This window comes from Pseudobythopirellula maris (genome assembly GCF_007859945.1).
GTDB lineage: Bacteria > Planctomycetota > Planctomycetia > Pirellulales > Lacipirellulaceae > Pseudobythopirellula > Pseudobythopirellula maris.
In genome coordinates this window covers 56,440-76,689 of sequence record NZ_SJPQ01000001.1, presented here as the reverse complement: position 1 = coordinate 76,689, position 20,250 = coordinate 56,440, and the positions used below count along the sequence as shown (strand labels likewise).

General features: G+C 68.1%; 14 protein-coding genes. 9 read left to right on the top strand and 5 right to left on the bottom strand.

Features of this window, described 5'->3' with window-relative positions; all coding sequences use genetic code 11:
• The first annotated feature begins 64 nt into the window (after nucleotides 1-64).
• The 7 genes from Mal64_RS00290 (at nucleotide 65) to Mal64_RS00260 (ending at nucleotide 10,026) form a co-directional block, all read left to right on the top strand.
• Entirely contained in the window at nucleotides 65-1,528 is a 1,464-nt protein-coding gene (locus Mal64_RS00290) for a helix-turn-helix domain-containing protein (protein ID WP_146395532.1), read from the top strand.
• Between the two features lie 285 nt (nucleotides 1,529-1,813).
• Entirely contained in the window at nucleotides 1,814-2,902 is a 1,089-nt protein-coding gene (locus tag Mal64_RS00285; protein ID WP_146395530.1) for a hypothetical protein, read from the top strand.
• 111 nt (nucleotides 2,903-3,013) lie between these two features.
• Nucleotides 3,014-6,640, top strand: coding sequence for a cytochrome c biogenesis protein (gene ccsA, locus Mal64_RS00280; protein WP_146395528.1), 3,627 nt, complete (start codon nucleotides 3,014-3,016; stop codon nucleotides 6,638-6,640).
• Between the two features lie 11 nt (nucleotides 6,641-6,651).
• Complete coding sequence (locus Mal64_RS00275) at nucleotides 6,652-7,146, top strand: hypothetical protein (RefSeq protein WP_146395526.1); 495 nt, start codon at nucleotides 6,652-6,654, stop codon at nucleotides 7,144-7,146.
• 286 nt (nucleotides 7,147-7,432) lie between these two features.
• On the top strand, nucleotides 7,433-7,951 hold the full coding sequence (gene tpx / locus Mal64_RS00270) for a thiol peroxidase (protein WP_146395524.1): 519 nt from the start codon (nucleotides 7,433-7,435) through the stop codon (nucleotides 7,949-7,951).
• A 230-nt stretch (nucleotides 7,952-8,181) separates the two neighbouring features.
• Nucleotides 8,182-9,369, top strand: coding sequence for a cytochrome-c peroxidase (locus tag Mal64_RS00265; RefSeq protein WP_315852740.1), 1,188 nt, complete (start codon nucleotides 8,182-8,184; stop codon nucleotides 9,367-9,369).
• 222 nt (nucleotides 9,370-9,591) lie between these two features.
• Nucleotides 9,592-10,026, top strand: coding sequence for a peptidylprolyl isomerase (locus tag Mal64_RS00260; RefSeq protein ID WP_146395520.1), 435 nt, complete (start codon nucleotides 9,592-9,594; stop codon nucleotides 10,024-10,026).
• A 106-nt stretch (nucleotides 10,027-10,132) separates the two neighbouring features.
• On the opposite strand, the gene Mal64_RS00255 is transcribed toward Mal64_RS00260, so the two are convergent.
• The 3 genes from Mal64_RS00255 to Mal64_RS00245 form a co-directional block, all read right to left on the bottom strand.
• A complete protein-coding gene (locus Mal64_RS00255; RefSeq protein WP_146395518.1) occupies nucleotides 10,133-13,381 on the bottom strand; it encodes a hypothetical protein in 3,249 nt (1,082 codons plus the stop codon).
• 241 nt (nucleotides 13,382-13,622) lie between these two features.
• Nucleotides 13,623-14,153, bottom strand: a complete 531-nt coding sequence (locus tag Mal64_RS00250; RefSeq protein ID WP_146395516.1) for a KdsC family phosphatase — start codon at nucleotides 14,151-14,153, stop codon at nucleotides 13,623-13,625.
• A gap of 69 nt (nucleotides 14,154-14,222) precedes the next feature.
• Entirely contained in the window at nucleotides 14,223-15,332 is a 1,110-nt protein-coding gene (locus Mal64_RS00245) for a KpsF/GutQ family sugar-phosphate isomerase (protein ID WP_197525282.1), read from the bottom strand.
• A gap of 412 nt (nucleotides 15,333-15,744) precedes the next feature.
• Between Mal64_RS00245 and Mal64_RS00240 the strand changes: the two genes are divergently transcribed.
• Nucleotides 15,745-16,719, top strand: coding sequence for a PilZ domain-containing protein (locus tag Mal64_RS00240; RefSeq protein ID WP_146395514.1), 975 nt, complete (start codon nucleotides 15,745-15,747; stop codon nucleotides 16,717-16,719).
• A gap of 377 nt (nucleotides 16,720-17,096) precedes the next feature.
• Here Mal64_RS00240 and Mal64_RS00235 read toward each other — a convergent pair whose 3' ends face one another.
• Complete coding sequence (locus tag Mal64_RS00235; RefSeq protein WP_146395512.1) at nucleotides 17,097-17,666, bottom strand: NADPH-dependent FMN reductase; 570 nt, start codon at nucleotides 17,664-17,666, stop codon at nucleotides 17,097-17,099.
• A 164-nt stretch (nucleotides 17,667-17,830) separates the two neighbouring features.
• Between Mal64_RS00235 and Mal64_RS00230 the strand changes: the two genes are divergently transcribed.
• Nucleotides 17,831-19,294, top strand: coding sequence for a cytochrome P450 (locus tag Mal64_RS00230; protein WP_146395510.1), 1,464 nt, complete (start codon nucleotides 17,831-17,833; stop codon nucleotides 19,292-19,294).
• Here the strand turns inward: Mal64_RS00230 and Mal64_RS00225 are convergent.
• Nucleotides 19,271-20,116, bottom strand: coding sequence for a hypothetical protein (locus Mal64_RS00225; RefSeq protein ID WP_146395508.1), 846 nt, complete (start codon nucleotides 20,114-20,116; stop codon nucleotides 19,271-19,273). The two genes, Mal64_RS00230 and Mal64_RS00225, sit on opposite strands and share 24 nt — an antisense overlap.
• Nucleotides 20,117-20,250: the final 134 nt, after the last annotated feature.

The following is a 20,250-nucleotide window of genomic DNA, read 5'->3' as shown; positions in this document are numbered from 1 at the left end:
AAACACCAACCCGCCGCGTCGTGACAGGAGGTCGCCCGCACACCCAACTCCTACGCGAAACGCGATGTCTCAGAAATTCATCGGACTGGACGACGCCGCCACGAAGCTCGGCGTCGACAAGGAAAAGCTCAACGCCCTGCGCGAGAAGGGCGACCTCCGCGCTTACCGCGACGGAGCGAGCTGGAAGTTCCGCACCGAAGACATTGAATCCTTCGCCGAGAAAGGCCTGCCGGGCGACGAGCCCGAGCCGTCGGGTGGCCTGAGCGAATTCGGCCTCGCCGAACCGAGCGACCTCGAGTTGGTTGGTTCCGACGAGCTGTCGTCGCTCGACTTCTCGCTCGGCGACGAGGACAAGGACGATAAGAAGGCCGAGTCCAAGGCCCCCGCCGACGAGGACGACGACGTGCTCGACATCGAGCCGCTGGCCGACGGCGACGACGCCGAGTCGATCCTGCTCAGCGAGGAAGAGCTCGGCGAATCGATCCCCCACTCGCCCAGCACGATCATCGGCAAGGCGGACCTCAGCGACGCCGCATTGGGCAAAGACGACCTGGGCGACGGCGACCTCGACCTCGATCTGACGATCGAAGACGACAACGGGGCGGGCACGAGCGACGTGAAGCTCGCCTCCAGTGTTTCCGACGTGCTCGACGCGGAACTGGGCGGCTCGGAAGTGCTCGGCGGCTCCTCGGACAACGCCAGCCCGGCCGAGGCGTTCAAGGACGTCGAGGAGTTGGAACTCGATCTCGAAGGCGAATCGAGCGCAAGCATTCCCGCCAAGTCCTCCGGCGACGCGCTGTCGAGTCTCGAGCTCGACGCGGACGACGGCTCCGGTTCGGGCAGCGATATCTTGCCGGACGAAATGGCGTCGCGCACCGGCGAGCTCCCCTCGCTATCGGGCATCGGCAGCGTCTCGGGCCTGTCGGGCATCGATTCGCTGGAGCTCGCCGACGACGAGCAAGACGACGTTGTCTTGGGCGACACGGACAGCGACCTCTCGTTGTCTCCCGGCGACAGCGGCATCAACCTGAGCCCCTCGGACTCGGGCATCGCCCTCGACGCCCCGCCGATCGAGCTGGGCGGGTCCGCCGTTGGCTCGTCGCTCGACCTGGGCGACGCCCTCTCGCCCGACTCGGGCTCCGGCTTGTCGGGGGTCGACCTGGCGGCCGCTTCGGGGTTGGGAGCGTCGGAGTCTTTCGCCAGCGCATCTTCCGCCTCGGTGGTGTTCGAAGACGCACCGCTAGCCGAAGAGCCGCTCGGAGAAGACACAGGCTTGAGCGAAGAAGGCTTTGGCGTCTCCGACGCCGCTGCCGGAGGCCTCTCGGCTGGCGCCGCACCAGCGGCCTACGCCACCCAAGAGATCCACTTCCCGCTGTGGATTATGATCTTCATGGGCTGCACTTTCTTGATGATGTGTCTGTGCGGCATCATGGCGATCGACCTGCTGCAGAGTATCTGGAGCTTTGACGAACCGTATTCGCTCAACAGCTCGTTGATGGAAGGCCTGCGGAGCCTGGGCGGCGGCTGAGCCGGCCGCCGGGGGGGTGAGGGCTGCCGATCGGTCGAAGTGACGGCGTTCTGCGCGTCCGACGACAAAGCCTATAGGCTGTCACTCCAATCGGGCACTCCAATCGGGGTCGGGGTGTGTCAATCTGACGCTGCGGGTCTCGGCTAGGCCCGCCATGGTACGAAGCCGTATAATCGGGGGCTCTTCAGGCGCCGCCCGTACGGGGGGGCGCCGTTACGCCGATCCTCCCCGAGTGCCTCGACCGACTATATGCGTTCCTCCATTGTCCGTTTGGCTGTGCGAACGATGTTCGCACTCGCTTGCGTCTTGCCTTTTGTTGGTTGCCGGCCGCAAGAAGAGATCCGCACCTACACGGTCGACCGCCCCGAGCAGCCACCGGCTGCTCAGACGGGCGCGGAGCCGAGCACGGACTCGCCTGCCGGCGTCTCGCAGTCGACCGGCGAGCCGACGCACCGCATGCTGGCGGCCATGCTGCCCGGCGAGAGCAAGGCGTGGTTCCTCAAAGCCGTGGCCCCGATTGAAGCCGTCGACGGGGCGGCCGACGCGATCCGCAACTTCTACCGATCGGTCACCGTGGAAAACGGCCGCCCCCAGTGGGAGCTGCCCGCCGGATGGACCGAGGAACCGGGCGGCCAGATGCGTTTGGCCACGCTCCGCGTCCCCAGCCCGAGCGAATCGGGCGAGGGCGATCCTATCGAGATAAGCGTCATCGGCCTGCCGCTGGTGGACGATTGGCCGGTCCAAGTGCTCGGCAACACGAACCGTTGGCTCGGTCAGCTGGGCCTCGCCCCGGTGGTCCCCTCCGCGCTCGACGAGGTCGCCGTGCCGCTTGGCGGGGCTGCCGAACGGGCTGTTCTCGTTGAAGCAAACGGCAGCTTCGATGCGGGCGGCATGACGCCGCCGTTCGCGTCGGCCGCCGCCAAGGCGCCGCCGATCTCCGCAACGCGACCGATTTTCGCCGCGCAATCGGCGGGTGAGACACTCGCCTTCGACCGTCCCGAGGCGTGGGCCGACAAGCCGGGCAGCGCGATGCGCAAAGCCTCGCTGGCCGCGGGCGACGCCGAGGTGACCGCTTTCGTCTTCCCGGCGACCGGAGCGATGGGCGACCCGTTAGAGAACATCAACCGCTGGCGCGGCGAAGTGGGTCTCGCCGCGACGACACAAGAAGACTTGGACACCGAGACCGAAGCGATCGAGATCGCCGGCAGCCCGGCGACGTACGCCCAACTGGTGGGGCCAGACCAAACGACCCTCGCCGCGATGACCCAGCGCGGCGAGAGCGTCTGGTTCTTTAAGCTCCGCGGCCCGAACGCGACTGCCGACGCCGAGCGCGAACGGTTCCGCGAGTGGCTCGAGTCGATCCGGTTCGAATAGCGTCTCCTCCCACGTGGGGAGAACAAGGGTGGTGCGACACACCGCACCCGCTCACCCCCACTCCGGCCCTCTCGATGAACGGGAGGGAGTGATCTACCAAGAGTCTCATTTATGGCGACCGCCGAATTGTCCGAGTCCGAACCGACCCCCGCGTCGGCCGCCGCCCGCGCCGAACGGCGCGTGCAGCAGGCCGGGGCGCTGGCTTCGCTGCTCGGCGCCCTCTCGTCGTTGCGGCTGACGGTCGCGTTGTTCGCGGCGACGATCTTCCTGGTCTTCATGGGCACTCTGGCGCAGGTCGATCACGACGTGTGGTACGTGGTCAACCACGGCTACTTCCGCGTTTGGTTTGCCCACTTCGAGTGGCAGGCCTTCGCCCGGCTCATCGAGATGTTCACCAAGGCGGAGCCCCAGCCGATCACCGGCGGGTTCCTGTTCCCGGGCGGCAAGCTGATCGGCACGCTGATGGCCGTGAACCTACTGACCGCCCACGCCGTGCGGTTCAAGGCGACCGCCCGCGGCTGGCCCTTGCGGCTCGGACTGGGCGTGCTCGCCATCGGCGTCGCCGCCACCGCCGGGGTGGTGATCAGCGGCATGGACGACGCGCTCGAGAGCCAGCTCTCGCCCACCATGTGCACGCTGCTGTGGCACGGCCTGCGGGCCTCCCTAGCGGGGCTCGCCCTGGCGGGCGCCTTCTGGTCGGTGCACAACTTCGATAAAACGCCGCGCGCCGAATGGTGGCTCGCCACGATCGCCGACGCCGTGGTGCTTGCGCTCGCCGCTTGGCTCTTCGCCAACCCCGAGGCGAAGATCGACGACGCCGGCCTGCGGATCCTTTGGCAATTAACCAAGGGCGCCGCGGCCGGGGCGATCTTGCTGTGGGGCTGCTGGCTGGTTTTCCATAAGCGGGCCGGCATCGTGCTGCTGCACGCCGGCGTGGCGCTGCTGATGGCGGGCGAACTGGTCACCGGCCTGACGGCCGACGAGGCCCAGATGCGGATCGCCGAGGGCGAGACGGTCAACTACGCCTACGACATCCGCTCGACCGAATTGGCGGTCGTCGAACGCCTCAGCGGTGCGGAAAATGGCGAGCGGGACCGCGTGACGGTCGTCCCCGAGTGGATGCTCGCCAAGGCGGCTCAATCCGAAGAACCGATCACGCACCCCGATTTGCCGTTCGCGGTCCGTGTGGTCCGTTTCGACAAGAACTCGGTGCTCGGCGGTGTGACGGCCGACGTGGCGGGGACCGCCGCCAACCCCGCGACCGCCGGGGCCGGCCTCACCGTCGGCTCGACGCCGGTCGGCTCGGCCTCGGGCGTGGGCGATGGCGCCGGCATCAACCTGCCTTCGGCCTACATCGAGCTCATCGACAACGAGTCGGGCGAGTCGCTCGGCGTGCGGCTAGTTTCGGCGTCGTTCTACAAGCTGCCGGCCGGCGGCGAGGTGGGGCTCACCGACCAGACCGTCGAAACCACGGCGGGGCCGCGCGAACTCGCTCTGCGTTTCGTGCGCCACTACAAACCGTACTCGCTCACACTCACCGACTTCCGGTTCGACCGCTACGTCGGCACCAACACGCCGAAGAATTACTCTTCGGACGTGGTGCTCGACGACCCCCAGCGCGGCGTCGACCGTGAGGTCAAGATCTGGATGAACAACCCGCTGCGCTACCGCGGCGACACCTACTACCAGTCGGGCTTCGACAACGCCACGGAGCGCGCCACCGTGCTGCAGGTCGTGTCGAACACCGGCTGGATGATCCCCTACGTCGCCTGCATGCTGCTGATGCTCGGCATGCTCGCGCACTTCGGCCTGACGCTCGCGAGGTTTGTCCGCCGCCGGCAGGAGCGACTCGCGCGCGAGGAGGCCAAGGCCTCGGCCGATCGCGGAGCGAGCGGCTGGCTCGCCCCAGGCGCGTGGCGGAGGCCGGAGGTTTGGTTCCCGTTGCTGATGGCGGTTGTTTGGGGCGGCTACCTCGCGGGCAAGGCGCGCCCGCCCGCCGACCCGCCCGGCGCCATGCGCCTCGTGACGGCCGGCGCTTTGCCCGTGGTCGACGGCGGACGCGTCAAGCCGCTCGACACGCTGGCGCGCAACACGCTGCAGATCCTCTCCGGCCGGCAAGTGGTCAAGAGCGACCGGGGCGACACGCCGGCGACCGAGTGGCTGCTCGACGCGGCGACCGGCTCCGACAATCTCAAGACCCACCGCGTTTTCCGCATCGAGCACCCCGAGGTGCTGCAGATGCTCGGCCTCGAGTCGCGCCCCGGCTCGTTCCGCTACACCTACGGCGAGGTCACTCAGAATCGCGACGAGCTCAGCCGGCAGGTGCAGCTGGCGGATCAGCTGCCGGAAGCCGAGCGCTCGTTGGTGCAGGTCCGCACGCTTCAGCTCGCCACGAAGCTGAGCCTGTACCACCGCACGCTGAACGCCTTCGGTTCTCCTCAGATCGGCATGGACCCCGAATCGATCCGCACTGACGTGGCCGCCGCCCGCAGCCAAGCCGCCGCGCTCGCCCGCGCCGGGGCGCCGCGTGTGGCGCCCTCGAGCGACAAGCCGGGCGAGTGGCTCACCCTCTTCGAGGCGGAGCTGACGGACCTCTTCAATCGCGTGCAGAGACGGCAGGGCGATCCCATCACGGCCCACTGGTCGGCGTTGCTCGGCGCCTACGCTCGCGACGACGCGACCCGCTTCAACACCGAGCTCGCCGAGCTGCAGCTCGCTCTTAACGACTACATCGAGGCGAGCGACGGTGCGGGCGCGGAACTGGCCGCCGCCGAGCGGCTGCGCCCCGACAAGCTCGTGTTCGAAACCCGCTTCAACGCCTTCAGCCCGTTCTACTACTGCGCGGTGACTTACCTCGTGGCGTTCCTGCTCACCACGCTCTCGTGGCTCGGCTGGAGCCGGCCGCTGGGCCGCGCCGCGACGGCCGTGGTGGCCGTCACGCTCATCGTCCACACCCTGGCGCTGGTGGGCCGGATCTACATCTCGGGCCGCCCGCCCGTGACGAATCTCTACTCGTCGGCCGTGTTCATCGCCTGGGCGGCGGTCGTGTTCGGCTTGGCGTTCGAGGCGATCCACAAGATGGGCATCGGCACGGTGCTCTCCTCGCTGCTGGGCTTCACGTCGCTGTTGGTGGCCTACTTCCTGTCGCTCGACGGCGACACGTTCACCGTCTTGCAGGCGGTGCTCGACACCCAGTTCTGGCTCGCCACGCACGTGGTCTGCATCACCCTGGGCTACGCCGCTACGTTCGTCGCCGGGGCGATCGGCGCGGTTTACCTTGTTGCCGGCCATGCGCTGGGCGTCTTCGACAAGCAGCAACGCAATCAGGTCATCGCCATGGCCTACGGCACGCTCTGCTTCGCGATCTTCTTCAGCTTTGTCGGCACGGTGCTCGGCGGCCTGTGGGCCGACGACTCGTGGGGCCGGTTCTGGGGCTGGGACCCCAAAGAAAACGGCGCCTTGATCATCGTGCTGTGGAACGCCCTGGTGCTGCACGCGCGCTGGGGCAAGATGGTCGGGCCGACCGGCCTCGCCATGCTGATGGTCGGCGGCAACATCGTCACCACCTGGAGCTGGTTCGGCGTGAACGAGCTGGGCGTCGGCCTGCACGCCTACGGCGGCTTCTCCAACACCACGAGCAGCTGGATCCTCGCGTTCGCCGTGAGCCAGCTGGCGCTCGCCGCCTTGGGCGTCGCGCCCTTTGACAAACTGCGGCTCAAACGCCGCTTCGCCTCCTAAAGGCCCTGAGCATGTTCGACCCCAACGCCTACGGCCCGGTGATCGCCGATCTCCTCAAGAACGTCGACCGCGCCCGGCCGATCGACGCCGGCGAGCCGGACGAGCGGCTCGGGGCGAAGCTCTCCGACGTGGGGCTCGACGAGGCGTTCGCCCACGCCAAGCTGGCCGACCCGGCGATGGCCCGCTGCTGCCTGGCGGCGTTGTGGCTGCTGGCCGATGACCTGGAGGCGTCGCACGCCATCAGCCAGGGGGTCGACACCCCGGCGGGCAGCTACTGGCACGGCGTGATGCACCGCCGCGAAGGCGATTTCGGGAACGCCAAGTATTGGTTCCGCCGCGCGGGGGGCTCGCTCGTCGAGGCGGTCGAGGACCCGGCCGGTTTCGTCGACCAAGTCGAAGACGCCATTAACAGCGGCGACAAGCCGCAGCACGCCGCCTGCAGCGCAACGCAGCAGGCCGAGTGGGAGGAGCTGTTCGACTGGTGCTACGAGCAAGCCGTCGCGTGAGGCGCGCCGCCAGAGCGGTTTGCTCATTGCTGTAGACGCTCGGCTCGCGATCGGCGTCATGGCTTCGTCAGCCTGCATCGACAATGCACCGCATTGCCTGCTTCGGCTTCCTCGCCACGCCGCCAATCGCTTCCCCCCTCGTCCACACCAATTCGAAAAACGCTCTAGACCGGGGCAGGGTAGACCGGGCGGGGGGGGATCCTTGGCCGATGGCTCGCGCTGCCGTAGATTATCGCACTGGCAGTCGTGCCCCCCACCCATTTACCCGCTCAACCGAAGGCGCCCCATGTCCCGCTCCGGAGCCGTCACGTTCAAAGGCAACCCGATGACCCTCGCCGGTGAGGCGGTCGCCGCCGGTCAGGGCGCGCCCGACTTCACGCTGCACTTCTTCAAGGACGGCATGCAGTCCCTGTCGCTCGCCGACCTGAAGGGCAAGCCGACTCTGCTGTCGGTCGTGCCGTCGCTCGACACGGGCGTCTGCGCCACGCAGACCAAGAAGTTCAACGAGCAGCTCGGCGGCATGGGCGACGCCGTGAACGCCGTCACCGTGAGTCTCGACCTGCCGTTCGCCCAAAACCGCTTCTGCGGCGCCGAGGGCATCGAGAGCATCCGCACCGCCAGCGACTACCAGGATCGCAGCTTCGGCAACGCCTTCGGCACGCTGATCGAAGAGCTGAAAATCCTCTGCCGGGCGGTCTTCGTCCTCGACGCCGACGGCAAGGTGACGTACGCCGAGTACGTGCCCGAGGTGACCAGCGAGCCCGACTACGACGCCGCCCTCGCTGCGCTCAAGTCGGCCGGCTGAGACGGGACGCCTTCGGGTGGGGGGGAAGGCCGCGACGATCGGTCGCGCCTTCCCACGGCCCTGTGGCGGGCTACGCTAAGAATATGCACCGTCCGCTGCCTGCTCCGCCGTCGCTTCTGTTGTTCGCGCTATCGCGTTTACGCGCCGGCGTCTGCTGCGCTGCGGTCCTCGTTGCCGCAGCGGCGTCCTGTTTGCAGGCTCAGGCGGCCGGCTTAGAGGCCCAAGATAAGGTGCGGCTCGGTGGCGGCGACCTGCTGCTCGGCGTGCCGCGCTCGGCGCACTCGTCCGACGAGACGGTCTCGCTCGCCGAGCTGCGCGCGTGGCTCGACCGGCTGGAGAACCACCGCCAGCTCGCGATCGAGCTGCCGCTGGGGCTCGACGCCGCCCGCAACGACACCGCCGGCGTTGACCGCAACCCGCTCACGCGGGCGAAGATCGAACTGGGCCGTCAGCTGTTCTTCGACCCGCGGCTCTCGAGCGACGGCGCGGTGAGCTGCGCCACGTGCCACCGGCCCGAGCACGGCTACGCGGCGCCGACGCGAGTGGGCGAGGGGGTCGACGGCCTGCTCGGCACGCGCAACGCCCCCGCCGCCCTCAACCGCCTGCTGAGCGAGGCGCAGTTCCACGACGGCCGCGCGGCGTCGCTCGAAGAGCAGGCGCTCGGCCCGATGATGAACGCCGTGGAGATGGGCTCGACGCACGAGCTCGTGCTCGACGCGTTGCGCCGGTCGCGGGGCTACAGGCTCGCGTTCGAACGCGTCTTCGCCGACGGCGTGACGGTCGAGAACGCCGCCCTTGCGATCGCCTCCTTCGAGCGGACGCTGGTGACCGGCCCCTCGCCGTGGGACCACAACGCCCGGCTGACGGCGTTCGAAGAGGCCTTCGCTGCGGAGCTCGAAGACCCCGCTGCGCTGGCCGACGACGACCCCGAACTGCTCGCCGAGCACGAATCGCTCGCCGCGGCTGCGCAGCAGAACCCGCTGAGCGAATCGGCCGCGCGCGGCGCCGCGCTGTTCTTCGGCGAGCGCGGAGGCTGCTCGCGTTGCCACGTGGGCGCCAACCTGACAGACGAGCAGTTCCACAACCTCGGCGTCGGCCTCGAGCGTCACGTATCGGACCCGCAAAGCGTCGATTGGGGCCGCTACGCCGTCACCGGCGCCGAAGCCGACCGCGGCGCCTTCAAGACGCCCACGCTAAGAAACGTCGCTCAAACGGCGCCCTACCTGCACGACGGCTCGGCGGCGACGCTCGAAGCGGTCATCGGCCTCTACATGCAAGGTGGCCATGACAACCCGTGGCTCGACGCCAAGATCGAGCCGCTCGACCTCGACACCGCCGAACAGGCCGACCTGGTCGCCTTTCTCCGCTCGCTCACCGGAGCACTGCCGCCCGTCGAAACGCGGCGTCTGCCGGAATAATAAAAGCTGTAGGGATCGCCCTCCGCGGCGATCCGGCTCCGGCGGACAAGAAGGCGCCCACGCATCGTATCGCTGTGCGCAATCCAGGTAGTGAGCGTGTACCCACTTCTGGAACGCCGCGGAGGGCGTTCCCTACAGGGCCTCTTGGCGTCTTGGCGGCTCCCTACCGGGTCCTTTAGAATGCAAGCCAGCCAATAAAATCTCTCTGATTCAGGAGCCATGATGAAAGTCGCGACGATCAAGACCAACCGCGGGGATATCCGGGTCGAGTTGTTCGAGGACAAGGTCCCCAAGACGGTGGCCAACTTCGAGAAACTCGCCGGCGACGGCTTCTACGACGGCCTGAAGTTCCACCGCGTGATCGACGACTTCATGGTCCAAACCGGCTGCCCGCACGGCACCGGCACGGGCGACGCCGGCTACAAGTTCGACGACGAGTTCCACCCCGACCTGAAGCACGACGGCCCCGGCGTGCTGTCGATGGCGAACGCCGGCCCGAACACGAACGGCTCGCAGTTCTTCATCACCCACGTCGAAACGTCGTGGCTCGACGGCAAGCACTCGGTCTTCGGCAAGGTGCTGGGCGAAGGCCAAGAGGTGGTCGACGCGATCAAGCAGGGCGACGTGATGGAGAAGGTCAGCGTCGGCGAGGAGTGACGCTGAATCCAAGGCTTGGGCGAGCCGTAAGCGTCAGCGCCCGGAGCGGCGGGCCTCATTGGCGCGTTAGCAACTCCGGGCGCTGACGCTTGCGGCTCGCCTTTTTTTATCGCAGCCCCGGCGCCCCGCGTGGCGCCGCGGTTCGGGGCGGTTGGTTGGTGGGGGTGTACTCCATGTCGCGGAGGTCTTCGACCCGCACGCGGCCGGTGCCGCGTTCGTAGGTGATTTTGCGGGCGACGCTCGTGGCGGGGGGGTCGGCGGGGTTCTGGCGGACCCAGATCGTCGCGTTCATCGCGCCGTTGCCCTCCAAGACGAACACGTCTTTGAGCTGCGCGTAGCTGGCGGTGTACGCCTCGGCGTTGAAGCGGGCGCCGTCGTCGGAGGTTCCCTCCAGGCGAACGTCGCCCAAGGCGCGCAGCTCGAGCGGGCCGATCGATTGATTCGAAGCCGGGCGGCCCCTGCCGGCAGCAGCCGTCGCGTAGCGACCCGCCGGGTCTTCGGCCACGATGAGCTGCTCGCAGCCGAGCGCCGCCACGCCGGGCGGCACGCCTTGCGGGCTGTCGATCGGCAGCTCCTGCTCCCAGGCGAGCACCGGGCCGTAAACGGCCCGCACCCGCTCGTGGAACCGCAGCACGCGCTGGTCGAGGTTGCCCGACACGCCGCGTTGGAAGTTCACGCGCAAGTACGACAAGCCGTGCCGTGTGGGCTGCGGCGCCTGGGGCGCCGCGCCGGGGGTGGCGAGGATCTTCGCCGTGCTGCTGGCCAAGTGGACCGAGCGGACCCAACCGGGGCCTTGGCCGCTGATGTCGCCCGTGGTGCGGTCGATCCTGAGCGTGCTGAGCCGCGCGCTCTCGTGCGACTGCTGGCCCTGGGCGTCTTGGGTGCGGTGGTCGAGGGTCACGCCCCCCGCGCAGTCGATCGCCGCCACGTCGACCGGCGCCCCGCCGCTCTGGCCGAAGCGGACCGCCTCGCTCAGCGTGGCGGTGAGCGTGTCGCAGCGCAGCCAGTCGCCGGCGGTCTCGGCGAGCACGTCGTCGCGGATCACGATCTGCTGGCCGTCGAACGCCAGTCCTCCCTGCCAGCGGAGCGCGAGGTTCGTAGGTCCGGAGCCTTGCTGCGGCTTCGAGCCGGCAAAGAGTTCTTGCTTGAGCCGCACGCGGGCGTTGCCCTCGCCGTCGATCCAAACGCGGTTGGCGGCCTGGTCGACCTTGAGCGCGGCGCCCCACAGCTGCACGCCGCGGGCCTCGACCGTGGCGAACCGTTTGCTCTCGGCCGCTTTGGGGCCGGCGCCCTCGACGGCGATGGTCACGTCGCCCATGTGCAGGTCGTCGACCCGCAACTGCTGGCCGGTGACCAACAGCGGCTGCTCGCCCGTGCGTGCGACGCGGCTCTCGAGGAATCGCACGTCGCCGCTGCAGAGCAACGACATCGGCTCGACACGGCGGCCGAACATGCCGACGTCAAGCCGCATCTCGTGGGAGCTGAGCTCGTAAACCTGCGGCGGCGCCTTCGTTTCGTCGGCACGCGCTGAAGCCAATCCGCCGCCCACGCCGCCTTGCGATTGCTTGCGAGCCAACGCGGCGGTTTCGGCGCCGGTCGCCCGGCGGAACCAGGCGGTGAGCCGGCTCGTTTGGCCGCTGAGCTGCGGCGAGCGGAGGTCGACCGCGCCGAGCGCGTCGATCCGTTCGACCAACAAAGCGAGTCCGTCCTGGCCACCCAGTTCGATCGCGGGCCCATCGGCGCCGTCGGCCGGGACCTCGAACATCGCCACCCGCAGTTGCTGGGCCTTGATCCTGCCGACGCTGCTGGCGGCGATCTCGGGCTGGCTGTCCAAGACGAGCGCGGGGCGGCCATCGGGATCGCGTTCGATCCGCACCGGCGGTTTATCGTTTTTACCGGCGCCCCAGCGGGCCTCGATCACGCGGCCGGGGTCGTCCTCGCGCGGCACGGCCCGCAACGAGCCCGGCCCGGCGATCGCCAAGTCGCCGATCGCACGCGGCTCGCCGTCGAGGGGGTGGCGGTACTCGATGCGCGGCGCCTGGATCTCGCTCGCCCCGTAGCGGATCGCCGCGCGGCCGCCGGCGAGCGTCAGCCGGCGCGTCGGCGCCACGTAGCGGAACTCACGGCCCCACGCCTCGAGTCGCCGCGCGGGCGAGTCGAAACGAACCGGGTCGCCGCTCGCCTCGACCAAGTACGGCTCGAGCCGGCCGATCGCTTGCTGCTGCTTCTTGGCGACCTCCGGCTCGTCGATGGCCGAGATCGCGTGGGCCTTGCCGTCGCCGTCGCCGAAGTGAAGACGCAGTTGCTCGCAAGTGAGCTGATCGCTCTGGCCGATCGGATTCACCTGCGTCACTCGCACCTCGCGCTCCAGGCTGGCGAAGAACCGCAAGAAGTCGATCCGCAGCGGGCCCTTGCTCTCGAGCATGATCGGCTGATCGCGGGGCGCCTGTTGCGGGGCGACGGGCTGCGGGGCGACGGGCTGCTGCGCCGCGGCGAGCCTCACACGGCTCTCGCCAAAGCGGCCCGACCGATCGACCCGGCGGTCGAGCGGCTGGGGATTGGGGGCGGCGTTGCCGGGCGCAAAATTCTTGGGCGCGAGCGGGCCGCCGGCCAGCTCGCCACGCAGGTTGATCCGCACTTCCTCACGCAGCTCGAGCCACTCGATGCCGGCGGGACGGGCTTGGTCGACCGAAGCGGGGCCGGCGTCACGCAGCAGCTGGATCGCTAGATTGCGGCCGGCGCCTTGGGACTGGCCAAGCCGGAACCGGACCGCGTGTTGCGAAACGAGCTGCATCGACTCGTTCAATTGCAGGTCGCGGGTGACGACACGCAAGTCGTCTTGGGGACCCGGCTCGTGCATGTCGCTGCGGATGACCAACTCACCCGGGAAGGCGCCCCACACCGGCTTGCCGATCTTGCCGCGGCCCAGGTCGAGCGGCTCGGAGAACTGCAACCGGGCCCCGCCGGCCGCCTCGATGACGACCGCGTCGCGCGGCGGGGTGCGTCCCTCGACCCGGGGCGTGGGGAACACGACCGCCGCGCAGCGGGTGAGTGTCACCGCGCCCGTGGCGTCGCTGCTGAAATCCTCCAGCACGAACATCAGCGAGCCGGTGTCGGTCTCGACTACCTTCGGCGTGCCGACAAGCGACCAATGGTCGGCCGGGAAATAATGCGCCAGCACCTGCTGGTATCGCGCCACCGCATTGCGGGCGGCGTCGAACTCGGCGCCGGTGGCGCGGGTCTCACGGCGGACGATGGTCGGCTCGAGGAGCGGCGTGGCCATCAGCGCGTAAACGTTGTAAGCGACGATCACCGCCACGAACATGATTACCGCGCTGAGGATTTGACGACGCATGCTGATTCCGACGTGCTGCTTACTTAACCACGGTGTTCAAGGGATCGGGATGGCCACGAAAAGGCACGAAAAAACTAGAAGGAAAGTGGCGAGCCGACTTAGATGGGTGATCCTTCGAGTGCGAATCCATGCACGACTACTTCGAGCGATTCCGCCGCTTAGCAATCTTCTTCGTGCCTTTTCGTGGCAATCCTCTCGTCGCTCGATCTGTGTCTATCCGTGCGAGGCGTGGTTTCAATTCCTAGTACTTAGCCAAAGCGTCGCCCCAGCGGCCGCTGTGCTTGAGCAGGTGTTCGACCAGTTCGCGGACCGCGCCGGCGCCACCGGGCGCGGTGGTTACCCAGTCGGCCGAGCGGCGGACCTCGTCGACGGCGTCGGCCACGGCGACGCCGAAACCAGCTTCACGGATCGGCGCCAGGTCGGGCAGGTCGTCGCCCAGGTAGGCCACCTCGTCCATCGCCAGGCCGAGCGATTCGGCTGTCTCGCGCACCACGGGCGCCTTGTCCGACACGCCCTGGCGGACGATCTCGATCCCCAGTTCCTCGGCCCGGCGCTCGACGATAGCCGACGCCCGGCCGGTGACGACGCCAAACTTGCCTCCCGACTCGATCCACAGCCGTATCCCGAGGCCGTCCTTGATGTTGAACGTCTTCGACTCGATGCTGCCCGCCCCCGTCGACCTGTCGCTGTAGGTCACGCCGCCGCTGGTCATCACGCCGTCCACGTCGGACAGCAGCAGCTTGATCCGCTCGCAGGTGGGGTCGTGTTGCATCGGCGTGTCTAGAGCGTGGTTGGGGAGGGAATCGAATCCGCGCTGAGCTCGCTAGTTCTTCGGGCAGCTTTAACCGGCGGCGAAGACGTCTTCGCCGGGAAAGATCCTAACGCGGGACTCCCCGGCCGGCTTGGCCGCGGGTTGGGCGGACACCTCGCCTTGCCAGCCCACGATGTCGGTCACGTCGACGAGCCCCAGTGGGCGGCCCTCGTTGTCGACCACGGGCAACTCGCTGAACTTGCGATCGGCCAGCAGCCGCACCGCCTCGGCCACGCGGGCGCCGATGCTCACGGTGGTCGGCTCGCGAACCATCAGCTCGCTGACGGGTCCGTCGAGTGCGTTCTCGGCGCGGCGTTCGAACAGACGCGCCAAGTCGCTGTCGGTGAACAGCCCGGTGAGTTTTCCTTCGGCGTCGGTGAGCATCACGGCGCCGGTGCGGCGGCCGGGGCGGCCGCACTCGACGATCACCTCGCGCACCGATTGGGTCTCGCTCGCCACGCGGCACTCGTCGAGCGGCCGCATGGCGTCTTCGACCTTGCTGAGCTTTCGCCCCAGGGCGCCGCCCGGGTGGAAGCGGGCGAAGTCCTCGGCGCGGAAGCCGCGCATCTTGCTCACGACCAACGCCAACGCGTCGCCCAGGGCGAGCATGGCCGTGGTGCTGGTGCTCGGCGCGAGCCCCAAGGAGCACGCCTCGTCGAGTTGGCCCAGAGGCACCACGCACGCGGCGGCTCGTCCCACAGCGCTCTCGCCGTGGGCCGTGATCGCAATAATCGTGGCCCCGATCTCGGCCAGGCTCGGCAGCAGCTGCACCACCTCGCCGGTCTCGCCGCTCTGCGAGAGCATCAGGACAAGGTCCCCGGGGCCGACGCGGCCCAAGTCGCCGTGAAAAGCCTCGGCGGGGTGGAGGAAGTGGCTCTTGGTGCCGGTCGAGGCGAAGGTGGCGGCGATCTTCTGACCGATCAGCCCCGCCTTGCCCATGCCGGTGATCACCACGCTCCCGCGGCATCGGTAAACGTGGGCGACGGCGTCCGCGAACGACTCGCCGAGCTCGTTCGACATCTTCCAGAGGGCGACCGCCTCGACGCGGACCACCTCGCGGGCGGCGCGCAACGCCTCGTCGGGGGACATCGGCAGCGGATCGCTCGGGCCGAGCGAAGACGCGGCGGCGGATTGGCTCATCGTTTCGTCATCCTTGACGACTGGAGGGGGAACGCCTTGACGGGCTGCGTCGCGAAGGGCTCCGCCCAACGCGAGCCGCGATTCTAACGGCGCCGCCCGATCGCCACAACGCGAGGCTAGCGGACCGCCCAGACAAGCTCGAGCCGAAGGCGCCAGCACGTCCCCCACAATCGGACCCACAGCGCGGCTTGCGGTAAACCAGTTTTGGACGATCGTGAACCAGCTGGCGCCGCCAGCGACCGGGCGCGCTATCGCACCATGCGTCGCCAGCAGCATAGCCGGCACAGACTCCCCCCTCAGCGGGTGTGGAAACACCTCATCCAGCAATGGCACGAGCCTTGCATAAGGGGGGCGTTAGTAGTCGCTTTTCTCTTCAGCTGCCGTTCCTCACCACGACAGGACGCCACCCACCATGTGCACCACGGTCACCATCTCTGAAGCGGCCCCTGGCGATGTCTTGGCCGAAAGCATCTACGACGCCGAAACCACCCTGCTGCTCCGCGAGGGGGTGGCGCTCACCAACCAGATGCTCGACATGCTCCTGACCCGCGGCCGCGAGTGGGTCCGTATCGAGCCGCGCGACGTGCTCGACGACTGCGCCTCGTGCGGCACTCAGCTGGCGCTCCGCAAGCCCAACGGCGTCGCGCGGCCGTGGGCCTGCAACGGCTGCGGGAAGGTCTATTTCGGCAAGGCGCCCGAATCGGCGTCGAGCGCCGTACCGGCCGATCTGACGCTCGAACCGGTAAAGAAGCTGGATCTCACCGCCGAAGAAGAAGCGGCCTTCAACGAGGTTTGGGAGAAAAACCAACGCGTGGGCGTCGAGCAGCGTAAGCACGAGCGCCACGCCGTCAAACTGCCCGCCACGGTGCTCCCGCTCGACGGCAAATTCATGATCAGCGGCGAGCCGGTCGAGCTCACCACGCAAGACATCTCGCAAGGGGGCGCGTGCCTCCGACACACCGAGGCCTTCGATCACCCTTACGCCTACATCCACTTCAAGCTGCCCGCCAACCGCGAGCTCCGCATGCTGGCCAAGGTCGTCAGGAACCGCGACTGCGGCGGGGCCTGGGAGATCGGCCTGAAGTACACCAGCCGCGTGATCGAGCACAGCGACCATCCGCCCTGCAGCGTGGCCGGCTGCGGCGCCACGGCCGCTTACCACGCGCATCTCTACTACCTCGACAGCGAATCTGGCGACCTGACGTTCGAGCCGGACGATTCGTGCCCGCAACTCTGCCACGAGCACATGCTCGAAAACGAACGGCTGGCGATCGAACGACCGAACTCGATCGCGTCGGTTCGCTACCCGCACACGAACCGCAACGGCCGCAAGGGCGTGACGGTGTACCACCCCGTGACGCGGTGCGAGAAACTCACGACCGCCTGAGGACGCTCACAAAGAGCTCGCCAAGCGGTGCGGTGCGGTTAGCGCATAAAAAAAGCTCCCAGAAAAGCCGAGTCCCAGGGGGGCAAAGGACAGGGTACTTTTCCGGGAGCGATTGGACGCTGCCGCCGGTGAGCAGGGGGGAGTTTGCTCTCCGACTGTGCGCCTGAGTGTATCGATGCGGCGGTTGGCTTCCGTGCCGTCCGGCCGCTTCGTGGTCACCGAAGCAACCAAGGCGTTACGCTCTCGCGTGCGGCCTCACGCTGCTGAGACGTCCTGTCTCGTTCGCGTTGGCGGGAAGTTACGCGGGTCGGCGGATCGCTTCAAGGGCAGTTTCGCGAGTCACGAAAAAAGTTTTCGTCCAACAGCAAAACCTCCGATCAATCGCTCAAACGCTGAAGATAATTCGCCAGCCCGGAACCGAGGCTAGCGATGCTCGCTTGTTGCTTCTCGTCCTTGAGCGAACCGTCGGCGGCGAACGCGCCGGCCGCCCCGCCAACCGCCACCTGACCCGGCAGCACCGTGACGCCGATGTTCTGCAAGATCGCGCGGACATGAACCAACCCACGCAAACCGCCCAGCGCGCCGGGCGACGCCGCCATCAGCGTGGCGACTTTGTATTGGTACGCCGCCAACCGCGGCTCGCCCTCAATCGGACGCGACACCCAATCGATCGTGTTCTTCAGCAGCGGCGTGATCGAGCTGTTGTACTCGGGGCAAGAGATCAGCAACCCGTCGTGGGCCAAGAAGAGCTTCTTGAGCTTCAACGCGTTGTCGGGCGTCCCTTCGGCCTCGAGGTCTTCGTTGAAGATCGGCAGCGGGTAGTCGGCGAGGTTGAGGAGCGTCACCTCGGCGCCCGCCTCCTCGGCGGCCCGGGCGGCGATCGTGACGAGCCGCTGGTTGAACGAGTCTTTGCGGGCGCTGCCGGAGAAAGCGAGGATGCGGGGCATGGCGGGGGCACCTTGGGGAACGGGGGTTCGAGTACGTGTTGGATCGTAGACCCCGCTCCCGGGTTAGCAAGCCCTGCCGCCACGCGTGGCGACAGGGCGCCGGGGCGGGGTATACTTGTCGGCTCGCCGTCCACTCTTCGAGGCCGACAGGATCGCCAGCGACCATGCCCCGCAACCCGTTCCAAGGAGACTGTCTGCCGGGCCGGTCGCCGCTCCTAGCCCCCGGTTCGGGGCGGCCCTGCCTGCCGTTCCCACACCCCTGGAACTACCAGCGACCGCTCGAGATCCTCGACAGCCTGTTCTGGGGGGCCGACGACGAGACCGGCCCCGGGCGCCACAACCGCTACCTCGCCGTGCCCGGCTCGCCGCCGATCATGGTCACACGCGACCCGGCCCTGATCCGAGCGATCGCCACTCAGACCGGCGACCGCCCCGGCCAGTTCGACCGCGACTCGCTGCCGTCGACAGGCATCGCCCGGGCGACCGGCGAGGACACGCTGCTGTTCTCCAATGGGTCGATGTGGCGCCGCCAAAGAAAACTCTCCGCGGCGCCGTTCGGCAAGACGGCGTTGTTTCGCAACGACGTGTTCGGCGAGTTCGCTCTCACGTTCCGCGCGACCGTGGGCGAGCGGCTCGGGGCGTTGCGGGAGCACGTGGCCCAGACCGGCCAGCGCCGCGTGCGTGTCGCCTTGGAGCACGAGATCAAACCGGTGATGCTCGAACTGTTGCTCGCCAATTTCTTCAGCGCAAGCGTGCCTTACTCTGTCGTGCGCGAGCGCTACGTGCCGGCGCTCGAGCGGGTCATCGAGCACATTGTTCGCGACACGGTCGTCAACCGTCTGGGCGTGCCGATCGGCGTGTGGCCCGGGCTCACGCGTCGGGTCCGCCGGGTGCAGGCCGACTACGCCGCTTTCGACGAGTTGACCTCGCTGGCCCTCTCCGCAAGACGAGAGGGCAAGGGGCTCTGGGCGCTGTTCCGCTCCGACGCTTCAGACGACGCGTTGCGGAGCAACCTCAAGGTGTTCCTCGCCGGGGCCTTGGAGGCGACCACGTCGTTCGCCGGCTGGGCCATCTCGCATTTGGCCCGTTCGCCCGAGGACCAAGAGCGGGTTTACCACGAGGTGCGCAACGTGGAGGAGTACACGCCCGACACGCTCGCCGCGGCCGAGCACTTCTCCCTCGTGCTTGAGGAGACGCTGCGGCTGACGCCTTCGCTATACTTCCTGCCACGCCGAGCGACCGAAGAGACCTGGGTCGAGGCGGCCGACGGCTCACGCATGGGAATGCCCAAGGGAACGCACATCTTGCTCGACGTGTGGCACGCCAACCGCCACGAAGACCACTGGGGAGTCGAGAAAACCGGCTACCCCGCGCTCGCGTTCGCCCCCGATCGCTGGCGACAGGTCCGCAGCAACGGCAAAACGCCGAAGGAGTTTCTCCACTACGGCTTCGGCCACGGCGCGCGGGTCTGCCCCGGCAAGCACCTCGGCATGCTCGAGGTGGCGCTCGTCGTCGGCGCCGTGGTGAAGCTGCTGCGATTCTCGGCCGCCGGGGAAGAGTGCGGCGTGAAGGCGGGCGTCTCCACCAAACCGGCCGACGGGGCGCTAGTCGACCTGGAGCTGCGCTGATGCGATGCTCTCGGCTGCCGACGGGACCCGCACGGCGATCACCTCGCCCCGCGGCCGGTCGATGCCGTACAGCACGCCCGGCTCGCTGCGGTCCCAGGCGACGCCTTGGCCCGTGATCGGCGCCTGGATTGTCGCCGTGTGGACGAGCGTCGAGCCCGCCTTCGGGAGTTCCAGACGGTAGAGCTCGCCGTGGTCGTGGCCGGTCACGTACAGGGCGCCGTCGGGCCCCCAACCGCCGCCCGAGCAGCTGTGCGGCGCGAAGCGTTCGAGCACCGCCGCGGGGAAAACCCAACCCGCCATGCGCCGCCACTGGTCGTCGAACTTCACCAGCGTGGTGTAGGTGTGCGGCTTGGCGCGCGGGTCGTTGTTCACCTGCTCCGAGTAGTGTGCGAACACGGCCCACCACGCCCCCGCGTGGCGGTCGACCCAGGTGAGCGAGCCCTCGTAGATGCCGAAGCTGTGCGTGCCGACGTGCTCGAGCGTGTCGCAATCGAAGATCTCGATCGAGCTCGTCTCGGGGTAGTGGGGGAAATTCGAGTTGCAGCAGTAGAGCTTGTCGCCGAGCACCACGCCCGAGTTGAGATGCCTGAGCGGCGCCGCCTCGCTGGCCTCCCATAAGAGGACGCGCTCGCCCGACGCCTTGTCGTACTTGCCGATCCGCGAGTTGACGATCGCGTAGAAGTGCTCGGCGTCGACGGCGACGGCCTGGCGCGCCTCGGGGGCTTCGAAGCGCTGGAGTTCCCGGGCGGATTGCTCAACGTCTTCGCCTGCATGGGAGGCCAAGGGGAGCAGGAGCAAGACCGTGGCGCAGAACGCTCGCATGATGTCGTCTCGGCGGGGCAGGGGAGGGAGCCCATATATCGTACGACTAAAACCATTCACAAACGTGAAGCCCACGTTAAGGAACGGAGTAGGGCGACACTGAGAACTGAGTCGGGAACACGGTTCGAGACGGA